We start from the raw sequence: 16403 nt of genomic DNA, 5'->3' as shown, positions 1-16403 counted from the left end.
ATTATGAAAACTACAAGTTTATTTAAAGCAGTCGCATTGGTAACTCTAATGATAACAGGTGTTCTAAACGCCGAAGTGAAAGCTCAGGAAGGTTTCATTACGAATAAGGTGATGAACGGCGAATTGGTCGCATCAAAAACAATCTTCAAGCAAGAAGGCTCTTATCTCCACCAATACATGCAATACACTTTTGCATACGATGACCAGAACCGTCTGGTTAGCAAAGAAGCATCCAAATGGGATGGTGCAAAAGGTGCATGGGTTCCTTACTTTAAGATAACCTTCCAGTACAGTGACAATGAAATAACCACGAATTATGCCCGCTGGAACAAGTCTCACAAAGCTTATGATGAAGCCGTTCAGAAAAACGTCTACGAACTGAACGATGAAAACATGCCGACAGTTTACAAAACATACAAACAGATGGATTCCACGACTAATCTACTGGCAATCGCAAAATAGGAATATAGAAATTAAAGTTAGGTAAAGCACGGGCTGAGAAGTTCGTGCTTTTGTATATTACCCGGAATTCAATCATAATGCATCACTTTTACCGATATGGTATCTGCCTGAATTGTATCCTGAGGGGCAATGCTATCCCTGTTATTATGCAAAATCGGAGGATTTATTTTCAATCCATGAGAATTACCCGGTGAAAAAGCCTCTTCCTTCTGAATGAAGAAATAATAACAAGCTCCTCCTCCCATCAGCACACAGGCCACTGAGGCCGCCACCATCCAAATACGAAATGAAGTATTCCACCGTTCTTTTTTTCCAATAGAATGAACCATCAGACGCAACCGACTCAATTCTTCCCTGCATTCTTCACAATTCAGCAAATGCTGTTGAAACTCCGTTTCTTCTTCCTGACTCATCCGGTTTTGTATATATAGCCAGATATCGGAATGCTTATATTCACATTGCTTTTTCATTTTACTGCCTCCTCTCCCACTACAAAGGGCACATAACCTCTACGTTTATATTCAATAATCAGACAGGTCATCCTTTTTTTCAGATACTCCTTGCCACGGCTAACCGACTTGCGCAGGCTATCCAATTTTCGTCCACTAGATACTCCATACAATGTCCAGGCAATTTCTTCATACCTCTTATTCTCCACATAAAGCATTGACATAGCCTGTGCCACATCTTGCATATCCCCCACCAATTCATCATAGACCCTGCCACGCCCATAACTTAAGATATCCGCCAAAGCACAACAGACATCATATTCATTTTTCTCATTCACTTCAAGTAAATAGGCAAACCGACCATCTATCTTTTCCGAACCCGACACAGCGGAAAAAGGCGTGACGCTGCTTTTACTTATCCAATAGTGAGGTTCTGGTAAACCCGAATACAAATAAGTAAAAAACAGTCCACGCCCTATGCTTTAACAAGGGTGTAAACATGCACTATACTTATTATTCCTGTATTCAAAAGAAAATTTACCAGATTTTCATTATCAAGAAATAATAATTATCACATTTGTATAATCATGTCATTGAAAAGTCTTCTCCTTACAGAGCTAGCTTTCAATGTAACAAAATTAATGTATTATTTTTAATATAAGAAAAGGAAAAATATTCAGTTCATGCCTCAGAGCGTTATTTACAAAGCACGCTTTTTATAGAAAAGCGTGCTTTGTAAATAACGTTTTTCTATAAAAAGCGTGTTTTATAAAAAACATTGCGTATCTTTGCTACACAACAAAAATTATATAAATATGGAAATAACAGATGCTTATATTAACTCTACCCGCTTAGTAAACTCCGTCAGCATGGCTCATATCCGTTATTTATATGATACCATTGACTGGTCATCACGCATGGTTTGCATAAAAGGAGCGCGTGGTGTAGGAAAAACAACTATGATGCTACAACGCATGAAGCAATTATTTCCAAAAAGCGAACAAGCCATATATGTATCCTTGGATGATCTTTGGTTTACCGAACACCGGCTGATAGATTTAGCAGAGTACCACTTTCTCCACGGCGGAACTCACCTGTTTGTTGATGAAGTACACCGTTACCCATACAACAACTGGATACAAGAATTAAAGAATATATACGACCGATACCCTGAACTTCATATTGTATTTACTGGCTCTTCTTTATTACAAATAGACTTTTCCCTAGCTGACCTGTCTCGCAGATGTGTTTTTTATACACTCCAAGGACTATCATTCAGAGAATACCTAAGGTTTGAGGAAAAAGGAGAATTTGCAGCTTTAACACTGGATCGTATATTAAAAGAACACATATCCATTACTACCGATATTGTTTCGCAAACTACCATCATCCCACTATTTGAGGAATATTTGCGACATGGCTATTACCCTTTCTATAAAGAAGCTCCGGCTTCCTATTCTCTCCGCCTGCAACAAGTCATTACTACCATTCTTGAAAATGACCTGCCTGCGGTAGAAAAGGTAGAGTATGTTTCTATCAAAAAGATGAAACGCCTATTGATGATTGTTTCACAAATGGTTCCTTTCAGCCCCAACATGACCAAAGTAGGCGAAAGTATAGAAACAACAAGGCAGGCAGTCTCCCGCATGTTCCAGCTATTGGAGCGCGCTGCCCTACTCATTATGCTTTATTCCGAAAAAAATAATATGCAGCAGCTTACCAAACCGGAAAAGGTATATCTGGAAAATACCAACCTGATGTATGCACTCGCTCCAACCTCAGACATAGGCAATATCCGTGAAACCTTTTTTGCCAATCAGCTGAAAGCGAACCATACAATAACCTTCTCCGGACAAGGAGATTTCCGGATAGATGACACTTATACATTTGAGGTAGGGGGAAAAACAAAAAGCTTTGAACAGATAAAGGATATTCCCAATAGCTATCTGGCAATAGACAATGTGGAATATGGAACAGGCAAGCGGATTCCTCTTTGGCTGTTCGGCTTTCTGTATTAATCATATACAATCTTTATATTCTATCAGCTTTTCCATAAACAACATAATTATGCTTCTGAAAATACGGTTTTGATACCTTGATAAAGCTTCAAAGCCACCTATATAGGAGATAGCTGTTAATACTTTTTCCTCCCCCAATAATAATAAATACTACTTTCTGGAAAAACATGCGAAAATGAATATAACTATGCAGTTTTTACAATATTTACTATAAGGAAGTTTCCACAAGCAGATATTGCTCCACACCAGACATGTACAACATCATTAACCGGGATTGGGAAAAAATCTTCATCTCTAAATTTCTCCTGAATCTCTTTTATCTCTTTTGCTTTGAAATATTGCAAATCTAAGTTATTAGCCCATGAGAAAACTGCATCGGTCAAATTATCAGCATCATACTGACTGATATACGTACCACCTTTATACTGAGCTATAAATGTAAACTTGTTCATCATCTATTTCCTCCTTTAGCATTTCTACTATGATTTCCACATCCAAGACAGCCAAACAATATATCCGGCTAGGCAGAAATTATACCGTTTCTACAATATTGAGAAAAAGAGAATTTCCATAAATCGAATAATGGTCAAACCAAACATTATCAATTCCATCAATTGGAGATGGCGGAAATTCTCCTACTTCAATTTGTTCCAAAACCTTCCTTTTCTCTTTTTTCCTTAAAATATTCCAAAGCCAGATTACTACCCCATAAGAATAGAGCCTCTTTCAAATTGTCAGCACTATATTGGCTAATATATGTACCACCCTTATAGTCAGCTAAAAATGTATACTTTTTCATAATCTATTACCTTTAATATCTAGAAATGAGATTATCTAACTTTAAAACGTCCCATTACAAAATACCACCTCTCAGAAGCTGTAGTATCTTCTTTTCTCCAGTTTCCTTCAGTTGATAATACTATTTCCTTAATAAAGAAATAGCCGTATCCAAAGTCATTTTAAAAACAGGTGAAAGAGATTCAACCTCAAAGAATATAGTATTTTTCACTTCTCTTATATCAGGATTTTCATCACTAAAATACATAATATTCTCATTAACAATTTTACCTTGCCCATATAATAATGAGCCTAAAGATAAAAACAAAGGTATTAATAAAACTCTAATAATCATATCCTAATCTTATTAAATTGGATACAGTAAAGATAACATTTATCGATGAAAAAAATCAGAAACAGAAAGATAAAAACAGTATAGAATAACCTGATAAAGTAAAAAAACGTGTTTTATACAATAGCAATTACATTTATCAGACTCAGATCACAAATATTTCTCCCACAGATAGCGCAACGGGCCAAGCAACCTTCCGGTCACACTCCGTTCATCCGTCATAACTTCCGCTATTCCGGTAAGCTCCCCATTAAAATCTAACACCTTACCATAAGATGTACATAAATCCTGTGGTAAACTTACGGTAACAGTATACATACTATCACTATCCGTCAAAAGGGAAACAGATACTACCGTTCCGGTCAGGAAACCGAATTCCATATAAGGATATCCCGTCACGCTGATATTCACCCGTTGTCCGAGTTTTACCTTGCCCGAACCTGTGACGGGCAGTTTTATCTTACCAATGATATCTCCCGTCCGCGAGGCTACAATGGAGAAAACCTTATCTCCGCTGTTCACATTCTGATTCTTCTGCCACACGTTATTATAAGAAAGTATACCATGTGCCGGACTAATGAAAAGATACATCATTTTCCACTCTTCAATGCTCACCTGTAACTCATTATAAGCTGCTTTTAAGGCTGTCATAAGGCTGTTAGCCTCCCGGCTCCGCTCCATCTGGGTTTCCAGAATATTCTGCTGCAACTGTGCCTCCTGTATTTTAGCCGAAGAAAGTGAAGTCATCATCTGCTCTTGTCCCTGCTGCCTGTTCAGAAATACCTGCTTAGCCTCTTCATAATCCGACTGTGCCGTTAGCCCTTCGCCAAAAAGCTTCTTCTCCCGACTATGCACAGTTTCAGCTATTCGCACCTGCTCTTTATCCAGCTCTGCCTGACGCTTCAAGTGCACTATATAGTTGCGATATTCCTGCAATTCTTTACGGGTAGCCTCTATTTTCTGTTCGTAAAGGTCTAAAGAGAGGAAGTTACGATAATCCGTCAAACTCTTGATAAATGTGGCATAAACAGCCTGTATACTACCCAGAGCCAAACGTTCGGAAAATACTGTCCTGTGTATACAACTATCCGTCAGACAGAAATCCTGCAACACCTTCTCCAATAACAATACATCTTTCGTCTCTGCCGGATTTTCCAGTACAGCAATGATTTTGCCTGCTTCTATCCGCTCTCGATCCTTGCCATATACCTCCTTTATTTTCCCACTTCCCCGCGCCACGATCCATACAGGCGGATGCTCCGTAGTAACCGTGATGTCTGCACTCACCACATCCGGATACTTGAAAAAGCATCCTCCGATAAAGAACATAGCCAATACAGCGAAGAATACTGTGATTCCCCACCTCACCAGCGCATGCGGCGGACGTGTCAGTATCTCCTGCACCTCCTCACACCTCAGTTCTATATCTTTTTCTTCTTTCTCCATAACTTTCAGACTTCCGGTTTATCAGAGTTCCAACTGATTTTTCACTAACCTGTAATAGATGCCTTTCCTTGCTGTGAGTTCCTCATGTGTGCCCATCTCTGCTATATGCCCCTGTTCTATTACTACTATCCGGTCTGCATTTCTGACAGTACTCAACCTGTGAGCTACCACTACCGATGTCCTTCCTTCAAAAAACTTCTGCAAATTCTCCATGATGATGCGCTCATTGTTAGCATCCAGTGCATTGGTTGCCTCGTCGAAGAAGATAAATTCCGGATTCTTATACACAGCACGAGCTATGAGGATACGTTGTTTTTGTCCCTGACTCAACCCATGCCCTTCCTGTCCTATTTTGGTGTTGTAACCCAGTGGTAATTCTTCAATGAATCCATGTATGTTTGCCACTTTTGCTGCATGGCGCAGGCATTCTTTATCGATGTGTTCCACTCCCGGCGCAATGTTCCCCGCAATGGTATCGGAAAAGATAAACCCGTCCTGCATCACAACGCCACACTGTTTTCTCCACTCCCGGATACTGTAGTTCTCCAATGGCGTATCTCCCAGCAGTATCTGCCCGCATGCAGGAGGATAGAATCCCAACAACAGTTTTACCAGAGTTGTCTTTCCACTCCCACTCATGCCAACCACGGCTGTCTGCTTTCCTGCCTTTATCTCCAAATTGATGTTATCCAGTGTAGGAAATTCGCTCAACGGGTCGTATTTAAAACTTAGATTCTCTATTCTCAAGTCTTTTCCCACAGGTATTTCCCGTATCAATTGTCTTGTCGGTTCTTCTTCATCCGGCTTATCCCGTACCTCCCCCAAACGATTCATACTGAGGCGTGCATCCTGCATATCACGTGCGAAAGCTATCAGGTCATTTACCGGACTGTTCAACTGCCCAATGATATACTGCACTGACAGCATCATACCCAATGTCATCTCTCCCCGCACCACAAGGCTTGCTACCAGCCCCGTAATTATAATGTTCTTCGTTTGGTTTATCAATACTGCTCCCGAATCCTGATATTGCCGCAGAGCAAGGCTGCGGATATTCACCTTGAACAAACGTGCCTGTATTCGTTCCCATTCCCAGCGCTTCTGCTGCTCACAGGCACTCAACTTTATTTCCTGCATGCCATTCACCAGTTGCACCACTGTGCTCTGATTGGCACTCTGCTGGGCAAAACGTTTGTGATCCAGCTCTGCACGTTTCTTCATAAATAGCCAAACATAAGCAACATAGAGTACACTTCCTCCCATGAAGATAAGGAATATCAGCCAATTATAGAGTAATAGAACAATACCGAACACCACGATATTGAATGTAGAAAACACTACACTCAGACTGCTCCCCGTCAGAAAATTCTGAATACGCGTATGATCATTGATGCGTTGTAGAATATCACCTGTCATCTTAGTATCAAAGTATCCCATAGGAAGCTTCATAAGTTTAATAAGGAAATCTGAGATAAGGGCAATGTTAATACGTGTTCCCAGATGCAACAATATCCAGCCACGGATAAACTCCACGGCACTGCTACTGAAGCTCAACATCAGTTGAGCTATCAGTATCAGATATATAAAGCTAAGGTTCTGGTTATTAATTCCAAAGTCCACAATGGACTGGGTGAGAAATGGAAGCATCAGTTGCATCATGCTACCCAATAGCAGCCCCAATAGTAGTTGCCCCACCAAATTCCGATAGGGGCGAAGATATGAATACAGAAATCCGAAGCCTTTACGATTAATGGGTTCATCTTCGTCCTTCATAGCATAGAAATCGGGAGTAGGCTCCAGCAATAGTGCAACTCCCGTATCTTCCCCGTTCTTTCGCGAACTTATCCAGCAACGGCAAAATTCTTTTTTGGTGTATTTCAGTTTTCCTGCTCCGGGATCGGCAACCCAAACCTGTTTGTCATTGAGCTTATATGCCACGACAAAATGCTGCTGATTCCAATATATGATGCAAGGCAAGGGAGCTTCTTTTAGTTTTTCATAACCCACTTGTACACAAATGCTACGAAAACCAAGTTTATCTGCCGCCTCACTAATGCCTAGCATGGATACACCTTCACGGGTGATGAATGATTTTTCCCTTAACCCTTCCAGTGAATAACGTTTGCCATAGAAAGCGGCTACCATGCGAAGGCAGGTGGGACCGCAATCCATGGTATCGTACTGGATGTAGTGAGGGAAAGATTTCATTGTTTTGTTAAGCTGTCTAAGGTTTGCATGAGTTCATCATCAAGTAAATCCTTCGCAATAATTCTGCAGTTACGGTCTAATAAGAAATTTTTAGGAATTCTTTCTATACCCAATGCTTCTACAGCCTCTACCTTTTTTCGTTCTTGGTCTGAACCGATTACATGGATAAATTCCTGCGTCTTGTCCTGCTCCATTGCTTTTTTCCATGCACTATGATTCGTATCTATAGAAACTGCATATACTTTTAGGTCTTTTTTATATTTTTCCAAAACAGCTTTTAGATATGGAGTTTGCGCTCTACATGGTTTGCACCAGCTCGCCCATATATCCAAAAAAATATATTTGCTTTTTAAGTCACTCAAAGAAATCAGTTCTCCATTTGCATTTGGTAACTTTAAAGACAATTTACCTCCTATTTTAGTATTTACTTTACTTTGCTCATATCTCTTTCGTTGTACAGAAATTTCGTTTAGGCGTTGTTGGGTCTTTAGTGTACGTTCGCTCAATTCATGGGGAACAGATACAGCTACAGTAGGGGGGTAATCGGAGAATTTTTGCGTGACATATTTCTTTAGAATTTGGAGGCTATCGTTACCTATAGAGTCTTTAAAAAACATTCGCAACATAGAGAAACTACTATTTGCAATTTGAGGATATGGACTTTCATGAAGAATCTTATCATAACTGTCCATTAAAAGATGACTGTAATAAGGGACGCTGTCTTTAGACGTTTCTCTCCTCTTCATCCAATAGTAACTGTCGTATAAGGAGTTTTCTGTAGCTATATTGTGATACTCCCCTCTTAAGGCCTTCTTCCAAAGCATCTTCCTGTCTTTTGATGATATGTGTAATTCAATAGTGTCTTTAGGTTGTGCATAAACATACAACTGCATAGGACCATTTTTGGAAAAACAGAGGTATAAATTATAGTCATAAGGAACATAGCCTTGGAGAGTTACAGTTTTCTGCCTTTTTTCAATTCTGGCTGAATCCCAAAATCTTTGTTGGTTGCCGCCATCACAAAATGACCATAGATAGACTGTTTGAGCATCTTCTGTCATGTCTTTGTCTAAGTGTAGAATGATTTCTACGTTCTTTTCCTCCTTTTGGTCTGCTAGAGAAAAGAAGAACATGGGCAAACAGATAAAAGAAAAAAGTGGTAGTAATATTTTCATGGCTCTAATAAATTATTATTTAGGAGCTCTTACAAGTAGTAAGAACTCCTAAAATGATTTTACTTTAAGGTTATGCCAGTTCTTCGCATGTGGCAGTTTCACCAAAAGCTTTGTCTGCGCCTGCTTGTGCTTCGTCCATAGTTGTTGCTTCAAAGTAAGCCTCCTTAGCTGTGTCTGAAACATAGCAATAGATTGTTCCGCCAGCAATAGCACCCATCTGAGCCTTGTTCAGCTTGAATGCTTCAAAACTACTTAAATTCTTCATAATAATAAAAAATTTAAAGGTAAATAAAAACGTTAACTCGGATTTTTTTAAGCTGCCTCCAAAACAGCTATTACTTCTCGAGAATAATATCTTTATGTCAATACATATCTTAAATCTGATAGCGGATACACTTCCGGTATATAATGCTTACTCACTATAACAGAGGGCGTCTTGTTTATTCTCTGTCTCCGGCAATATACCTGTTGCTTCATCCACAAATCTTGTACTTCGGTTGTTATACTGTAATCATCCACTTCTTTGATACATTTTGTTTCATACCACTCTTCCAAAAGTTGCATTGCCTTATCCCATCCATCCATGTAATAAGCTGCAATGACAATTTGCGCAATTTTCTCACCTAGCCTATCATTTGGAAATGTCAGAAATACCAATGATACGGGAATCCTTGAAGCTATCTCTTTTACATGACGATGAATCCTTGCGCAATTCTTACAATTGGGATTAGTTACTATCATCACCTCACTACCTCCTGTATCCTGACTATGCAGCGTAATATCCAGACTTGCCATCTCCTCTATTTGAGGCTTTAGCGCCAATAACATCTGAAAAGTCTCCGAATTAAACAGACTACCAAGATGTTCCTTTAGAGAAACTCTCTCCCTTTCTCTATTCTGGATAGTTCTTATTTGTATTCCAAGAATCAGACAGATACATCCTATAGCAATAAATACGGAAAATGAAGTAAAGGAAAAATCTATATCAAAATAATTTCTCAACATATAAAGAGTCGTCGCATTACCCCATACCGCCAAGTTTACCAGCATGCAAAGCATGCACCCCTTATGAAGAATGAAAACCTGATAAATAATGGAATATAGAGTAAACGCGGTTGCAGCAACACAGCAAATGACAGAAATTCCATAAAAATCATTCCAGCGGATCAAAGAAAACAAAAAGAGAACAGCAAAGTAGAGCAGAGATAATTCCCCTAATCCTACACCTGCTATATTTGCCCCCTTAGAATGAAGCACTTCATTACAGTTCACCACCTTCCCTATATGGCAGAATGACTCCATGAATTGCTCATTCACCCATTCTTTATAGAGGATAGCGATAGACACAAGAATGCCAAAACTCAATGTACATAAATAGGCAATAAAAGCAAATGGTTGATTTTGGGAGAATGCAGCTTGCATCCCCAATATCAAGATAAAAAGTATAGCGATGACAAACTTATAACGCAACAAATAGAAAATAATATTTTTCATTACATAGTAATGCTCATTTAAAGTCTTTTCAGTAGGTTCTCCGAATAAGACAGTACCCGTCCACTGTTGCAAAAACTTGTCCATCGTCATACTGCGTTTTTGTCCATCTCCATCAATGAATTCTACGATGGAATCGCCCTTTTTCGTCACTACACAAAATGGATTTCTGTCCACCTTAAGCATAGTGATGAAAGGAGATTCCAATTGCAAAAAATAATCAGATGACGGAAGTTGATATACTTCATTCTTTACAAGAAGCATATCCAGTGCATCACTGATACCTCGTATGCCATCTCCTAATGGAGTATCGAGCAAACAACGCACAGTACTTCTGCTTACCTTTACAGATAGTGCCCGTAAATAGCAATAGAGTACAATAGCAGTATTATCAACTTCAGCCATGATTACCCTTGTCTATATAGAATATTATAAAGGGAAATATCCTTCTAATGAGATTTTATCAGAAATAATTTCTATCATATAATCTCCAGCATCTTTTCCACTTAAATCAATAGAAAAGCTTGTAGGACTGATAAGTTGTTTAGAGCAAACAGCTTCTCCAGTAGCTTCATTAATAACATTAACCGTAACAGCGGAGAATGCTGCTTGAAAATCGACAGTTATTACCTTATTATATAAGTAAGCACACACAGGTTGAAAAACACTACTGCGAGTTTGAGGAGCACCTTCCGGAGTTATCTCACTATCTTTATCGCCTATTTCTCTGTCGCCATTCTTCTGTGTAAGCATTATCTCCGTATTACCAGAGACAAACTGTGCATTTATCGAAATAGTAAAAGACAAAAATGAAAATAAAATAAATAATACCTTTTTCATATGCGTAGGACTTTTGTTTTATGGTGGCTAAATTACGAAAGTCTACGCAAACAAAGTGTGTCACAAGTGTGCCATCACCTATTTTCTTTGCAAAATTTCTTCAAATTCACAATTTTGCTCAACACCAATCCGTTTAAGTAAAGCATTTTTCTTTCGATAGAGTGTTCTTCTGGAAAGATGCAATAAGTATTCTAAATGGGAGAATGGAAACCCAGCCAAACTTAAACACACCAAATGAAGTTCTTCTTTAGACAATTGGTACTTTGCGCAAAAATCCGTTATGCCATTATTCCATTGCATATCCATTCCGACAACAAATTCTTGCCATTCCCGGTCGCTTATTTCTTCATCTGATTCATCTCTATCCTGACAATCTTTAATAATAACCTGCATCTTTTCGTAAAGTGGTGAGTGCAGGAAAGCCTCTTTGGTTAAAGCACTTCGCTTCAAAATCATTTCGTCCAGTTCTATCTGTATTTTTTTTCTTTGCTCTTCATCAATCTGATGTGAAACCAGTTCTTGTTTCAAGTCTTCAATCTCCAAATCCTTTTGTGCTATATCAGCCTGCAGGCTGGCATAATGTAGACTTAAATCCCGATTCGTCTTTTCTAATTCTTGTTTATCCCTTTGCAATAAGTCATTTTTTCTTTGATATCGTCTATATAGAAAAAGAACAATTGCCACAATCATTATTGTTACCAGCATAAAACCATATAGGTATGTATTTAAACGTCCTTTATAATATAGCTTTTGAAGCATTGTCTGCGCATCAGTTTCCGCTTCAATCACTTTATTAGCAATTACACTCCGGCGAAGTTGGTATAAACTGTCTTTGTATGCAGAACTGCTTCTTTCCAGTTCCAAGGATAGAGCAACATTTCCCTGAATCCTTGCAATGTCTGCTAAACGCATACAGGCATCTACTTTTCTTCGATAATCTTTACCTACCAAACCTTTATTGAGATAGAAAATAGCAGAATCATACTGTCCACATTTATAATAAGCATCCCCCAAAATGAGAAAAGCACGATAAGCCCGTGCTGTATCTCTCCGCAAGGAAAGATTTAGCTTTGCATAATACAAAGCCTTTTCGCCCTCATCCATCCGACTATACAAATTACTGAGTGAAGCTGAAATATTAGCTTTTAGCCCATTATTTCCTGTCTTATCTACTGCTGCAAAAGCATCTGATAACTTCTGTTCAGCAATAGGAAAATATTCCTCTCCTTTTGCTAAGGCAATAGAACCTTGCTTAGACAGGGCTTCAGCCCAAAGGATAGTATCTTTCAACTCTTCGGCAATACTCTCCACTAAGCGATAGATAGAATCTGCTTTTTCATTGAATTCCTGTATAGTATATATATAGCCTATATTATTATATATCAATCCTAATTGCCTTTTTTCTTTAGTTTTTTTCGTCAAAGGCGCCGCAATAAGAAATTCCCGGATTGCTTCTGCCTGCTGATTCATGTCCCTATAAACACATCCCCAATAATAATGCGCCTTTGCCTGCATACGCACATCATTAGCCCCGTCATAATATGCCACAGCATAGCATATCAACGAATCATCTGTCTGCACAATATAATTCTTATCCCTTGCTTGCGTCAACAATAATGCATAATAAGCGCTATCAACCTGTGTAGCTAATTCCCCCATCGAAATACCCCGTAAGATATTCAATGCACTGTCCGGTCGCGATTGCATAAGAGAGTCCGCTAGCACCAACTGCCTGTTATGGTTTTGTTGTCCATTACAAGCTACTAGTAAAAAGAGCATCAAAAAGATTATTAAGATTATATAGTTTTTCATTTTGTTGACTATACTATTGAATTCAATACTACAAAGATAAAATTTTTCATCAGAATATTATCAACTCATTGCTTAAATAAAAAAGTATAGATTCTTTTATAGAATATGCTTTTTACAGCAAATCGTTTTTTCCATATAACATTTTTTATAAAAAACATTGTTTACCTTTACCTCCGAAAATAAAGTAGTATTCGGAATATCAACAAAGTATTTCCGCCATAAATGCATGAAAAGAATAAACATAAATCATCTTATACTAATTACGAACTTGAATACTCAAAAAAAATGAAACGTATTGTTTTTTTAGATTATGTGCGTGTGTTTGCCTGCTTCCTCGTCATGGTTGTCCACGCCAGCGAAAATTTCTACGGTGCCCCCGGAGCTACAGACATGGTGGGACCACAATCCTATTTAGCCAGTGAAACCGATAGGCTGTGGGTAGCTGTGTACGACGGTTTTTCACGCATGGCAGTGCCGCTCTTCATGATTGTCTCCGCCTTTCTTCTGGTACCCATGAAAGAAGAACAGACCTCATGGCAATTCTACCGCCAGCGCTGCCTGCGCATCCTACCGCCATTTTTCATATTCATGATACTATACAGCACCCTGCCACTGCTGTGGGGGCAGATAGATGGAGAAACATCATTCAAAGACATGTCGCGAATATTCTTGAACTTTCCAACATTGGCCGGACACCTGTGGTTCATGTATCCTCTTATCAGCCTCTATTTATTTATACCCATCATATCGCCATGGCTGAAGAAAGCCACAGCAAAAGAAGAACGTTTCTTTATAGGGTTATTCCTGTTATCAACATGCATGCCGTATTTCAACCGATGGTTCGGTGAAGTGTGGGGACAATGTTTCTGGAATGAATATCATATGCTGTGGTACTTCTCAGGCTACTTGGGATACCTCGTACTGGCACATTACATACGCGTGCACCTGACATGGAACCGCTCGAAACGTCTCACTATAGGAACTATTTTAATGATTGTCGGAGCTGCATTGACCATTTACTCATTCTACATCCAAGCCATCCCCGGAGAACTTCATACCACGCCGGTAATAGAAATAGGATGGGCTTTCTGTACAATCAACTGTGTGATTCTCACAGCAGGCACGTTCCTTATGTTCACATGCATAAACCGTCCGAAAGCTCCACAGATTATAACAGAAATGTCGAAACTCAGCTATGGCATGTACCTCATGCACATATTCTGGCTTGGGCTGTGGGTAACAGTGTTCAAACAAACGCTGGAACTGCCCACCGTTGCCGCCATACCATGTATTGCAATAAGTACATTCATCAGTTGCTACATAACGGCAAAGATTATCTCGTTCATACCGGGCAGTAAGTGGATAATAGGATAAATTACACCGGTTAGTTCACCTCTAAACTCAAAAAAACTTACTGCAAGACTTATGTACGTCTTGCGGTAAGTTTACATATCTTCCAATGAATATCCCTGATATTCTATACGATACCGCTTCAATTCACCAAGTAGTTTCTGTGCTTTCTGCTCTAATACATGCAGAGATATTTTTCTGGGATTTATCTTTACTTCTGCAATGCGTGCCTGCCGGTCTATTCTATTAATTGCTACAATATCTATCTCATTTTCCCCTTTACTGTCCCACCAATTGCCTATCAGAGAAAAACGCTCTTCTTCACGGATACGTTGTTGAAAATAACGTTCCAGTACAAAACCCGAATATACACTGTAGCCCTGTTCTATAATTTCTAACAATAAATCAGAGCGTTGACTCTCCACCAAATCCAGGTTAGGATAGATAAAACGAAACCAGAATTGCAAGAAATTATCATTCAATCGATACCGTATCCCCCTGCTTCGTTCCGAAGCAAAAACCGGTCTCACTTTACGAACCAACGAATAATTGATTTCCAGATTGCGCAAGTAGGCACTTGAGGTTGTCTCCAATATAGAGTCAATCTCTCCCGATGTATTCTTACCATCGGCTATCAAGCTCAGAATGGAATAATAGATAGCACTTTCGCGTCGGAACTCCATATTAATAAGGTCGGTACCCTCGGTCAGGAAAGGCATATATGCATTTATGAAACACTCCAGCATTTTCTGTTTGGTAAACGCTTGCTCGTCAATCAACGTCTCTATATACTTGGCAACTCCTCCCGTCAACATATATAAGCAGAGCAAATCTTCATTACGATAGGAAGGAAGATAATGCCGCAATATCTCTTTCATAGTGGCAATGCTGAAAGGCAATAACTCTATGCGCTTCGTCAGACGCCCATACATAGCAGCTTTCTTGTCCTCAAATAATTCCTTCATCAAAGAATAGATAGAACCACAAGTGATAAAGTTAATTTTCATCTCACTCTTGTATTGATCCCACAATTCCTGCATATCCGCAAAAATACTCTTGCGGACATAGAAGAATTCCTGTACTTCATCAATAACCAGATTCAAATGTTCTTTGGTGGCATACGAAAAAAGTATCTCAAAGATATCACGCATGGAACGGATAGTTCCGTAAATAGGAATATTCAGCTCGCGCTGTATCTGTCTTTGCAGGGAAGCACAGAAGGTGGCCTCTGCTTCATTCTTGGCAAGGATATAAAGGCACGGGGTATTCTTGAAACTACGACGTATCAGATATGTTTTTCCAATACGGCGACGTCCCATGATGATAGTGAAACGTGCAGATGTAAGTGATAGTTCTTGCTCCCGAGCTAAAACTTCCAGTTCTTTTTCTCTTCCAAAAAACTCCATAATATATAGATTATCAAAGTAATACAATTTATAATTCAGATTATAATAACCGAGGTTATAAATACAAAGATATGATTTTTTTATAGAATCATCTATATCCTCCCAACTTTTTGCAACCTAATTTCAATGCAGCGTTGACAAGTATCCTACAATTACCTGTAAATACCTCTATTTATATTCTTGCAGAAACGGTCACGAATGCTTGTCAGTTTCCTTTCATGGCTGTCCTTTCATGTGTCAGTTTCATGGGAACGGCAGTTTCTCCTAATGGGAACGACAGTTTCTCTTAATGGAAACAGCAGTTTCTCCTAATGGGAACGCTCATTTCCAAGGCTCGGAAACGACAGCTTCCAATGTAAGAAACGCTCGTTCCCCCTTAAGGAAACGAGCGTTTCCTTGCACAAGGAAACTGCAATACACTGTATATTAGTATTTTGAACTCACGCAATAAAAGCACTGCAAATGCCACCGAAAGAGATGAAATCATAGCCCAATCAGGTCTGGGATTATGTGATGAAACCAAAAGAGCTATTTATGCCTAATTTTGGGAATTCGGCACATAATGCGTATAATCTTTGAAAACCAGCATATTACACAGGAAAATAGGGGAAAAAGAA

Annotated in this window: 16 protein-coding genes; 3 read left to right on the top strand and 13 right to left on the bottom strand. The window is 39.1% G+C overall.

The window, feature by feature from the left end; all coding sequences use genetic code 11:
* Nucleotides 1-3: 3 nt before the first annotated feature.
* Complete coding sequence (locus HMPREF9447_RS12285) at nt 4-462, top strand: DUF3836 domain-containing protein (protein ID WP_009130061.1); 459 nt, start codon at nt 4-6, stop codon at nt 460-462.
* Between the two features lie 68 nt (nt 463-530).
* On the opposite strand, the gene HMPREF9447_RS12280 is transcribed toward HMPREF9447_RS12285, so the two are convergent.
* A complete protein-coding gene (locus tag HMPREF9447_RS12280) occupies nt 531-932 on the bottom strand; it encodes an anti-sigma factor family protein (protein ID WP_009130060.1) in 402 nt (133 codons plus the stop codon).
* Nucleotides 929-1297, bottom strand: a complete 369-nt coding sequence (locus tag HMPREF9447_RS12275; RefSeq protein WP_009130059.1) for a hypothetical protein — start codon at nt 1295-1297, stop codon at nt 929-931. Before HMPREF9447_RS12275 ends, HMPREF9447_RS12280 begins: the two co-directional genes overlap by 4 nt.
* Before the next feature lie 429 nt (nt 1298-1726).
* Here HMPREF9447_RS12275 and HMPREF9447_RS12270 point away from each other — a divergent pair, with 429 nt between their 5' ends.
* The gene (locus tag HMPREF9447_RS12270) at nt 1727-2929 is read left to right on the top strand and encodes an ATP-binding protein (RefSeq protein WP_044138164.1); all 1203 of its coding nucleotides are present in this window, start codon (nt 1727-1729) and stop codon (nt 2927-2929) included.
* A 185-nt stretch (nt 2930-3114) separates the two neighbouring features.
* Here the strand turns inward: HMPREF9447_RS12270 and HMPREF9447_RS12265 are convergent, their stop codons facing one another.
* The 10 genes from HMPREF9447_RS12265 to HMPREF9447_RS12225 all read right to left on the bottom strand — a co-directional run bounded on the left by HMPREF9447_RS12265 (nt 3115) and on the right by HMPREF9447_RS12225 (nt 13030).
* Nucleotides 3115-3384 (bottom strand): hypothetical protein, encoded by a 270-nt coding sequence (locus HMPREF9447_RS12265; protein WP_009130057.1) that lies wholly within the window; start codon nt 3382-3384, stop codon nt 3115-3117.
* Nucleotides 3385-3569: 185 nt separating this feature from the next.
* A complete protein-coding gene (locus tag HMPREF9447_RS28450; RefSeq protein ID WP_009130056.1) occupies nt 3570-3728 on the bottom strand; it encodes a hypothetical protein in 159 nt (52 codons plus the stop codon).
* 120 nt (nt 3729-3848) lie between these two features.
* On the bottom strand, nt 3849-4061 hold the full coding sequence (locus HMPREF9447_RS12260; RefSeq protein ID WP_009130055.1) for a hypothetical protein: 213 nt from the start codon (nt 4059-4061) through the stop codon (nt 3849-3851).
* 147 nt (nt 4062-4208) lie between these two features.
* Nucleotides 4209-5504, bottom strand: a complete 1296-nt coding sequence (locus tag HMPREF9447_RS12255) for an HlyD family secretion protein (protein ID WP_009130054.1) — start codon at nt 5502-5504, stop codon at nt 4209-4211.
* A 21-nt stretch (nt 5505-5525) separates the two neighbouring features.
* Nucleotides 5526-7712 carry a peptidase domain-containing ABC transporter gene (locus HMPREF9447_RS12250; protein WP_009130053.1) on the bottom strand — a complete coding sequence of 729 codons (2187 nt, stop codon included), beginning with the start codon at nt 7710-7712 and terminating at the stop codon, nt 5526-5528.
* The gene (locus HMPREF9447_RS12245; protein WP_009130052.1) at nt 7709-8887 is read right to left on the bottom strand and encodes a TlpA family protein disulfide reductase; all 1179 of its coding nucleotides are present in this window, start codon (nt 8885-8887) and stop codon (nt 7709-7711) included. The genes HMPREF9447_RS12250 and HMPREF9447_RS12245 overlap by 4 nt, the downstream gene beginning before the upstream one ends.
* 70 nt (nt 8888-8957) lie before the next feature.
* On the bottom strand, nt 8958-9152 hold the full coding sequence (locus tag HMPREF9447_RS12240) for a hypothetical protein (protein WP_009130051.1): 195 nt from the start codon (nt 9150-9152) through the stop codon (nt 8958-8960).
* Between the two features lie 92 nt (nt 9153-9244).
* Nucleotides 9245-10783 carry a vitamin K epoxide reductase family protein gene (locus HMPREF9447_RS12235; RefSeq protein WP_009130050.1) on the bottom strand — a complete coding sequence of 513 codons (1539 nt, stop codon included), beginning with the start codon at nt 10781-10783 and terminating at the stop codon, nt 9245-9247.
* Between the two features lie 24 nt (nt 10784-10807).
* The gene (locus tag HMPREF9447_RS12230; RefSeq protein WP_009130049.1) at nt 10808-11218 is read right to left on the bottom strand and encodes a DUF3244 domain-containing protein; all 411 of its coding nucleotides are present in this window, start codon (nt 11216-11218) and stop codon (nt 10808-10810) included.
* Between the two features lie 78 nt (nt 11219-11296).
* Nucleotides 11297-13030 carry a tetratricopeptide repeat protein gene (locus HMPREF9447_RS12225; RefSeq protein WP_044138064.1) on the bottom strand — a complete coding sequence of 578 codons (1734 nt, stop codon included), beginning with the start codon at nt 13028-13030 and terminating at the stop codon, nt 11297-11299.
* 285 nt (nt 13031-13315) lie between these two features.
* Between HMPREF9447_RS12225 and HMPREF9447_RS12220 the strand changes: the two genes are divergently transcribed.
* Complete coding sequence (locus tag HMPREF9447_RS12220; RefSeq protein WP_044138162.1) at nt 13316-14404, top strand: acyltransferase; 1089 nt, start codon at nt 13316-13318, stop codon at nt 14402-14404.
* A 71-nt stretch (nt 14405-14475) separates the two neighbouring features.
* On the opposite strand, the gene HMPREF9447_RS12215 is transcribed toward HMPREF9447_RS12220, so the two are convergent.
* On the bottom strand, nt 14476-15786 hold the full coding sequence (locus tag HMPREF9447_RS12215; RefSeq protein WP_009130045.1) for an ATP-binding protein: 1311 nt from the start codon (nt 15784-15786) through the stop codon (nt 14476-14478).
* Between the last annotated feature and the right edge of the window lie 617 nt (nt 15787-16403).

Source organism: Bacteroides oleiciplenus YIT 12058, assembly GCF_000315485.1.
GTDB lineage: Bacteria > Bacteroidota > Bacteroidia > Bacteroidales > Bacteroidaceae > Bacteroides > Bacteroides oleiciplenus.
The sequence above is the reverse complement of the archived record's forward strand: the minus strand, read 5'-3'. Positions and strand labels throughout refer to the sequence as shown.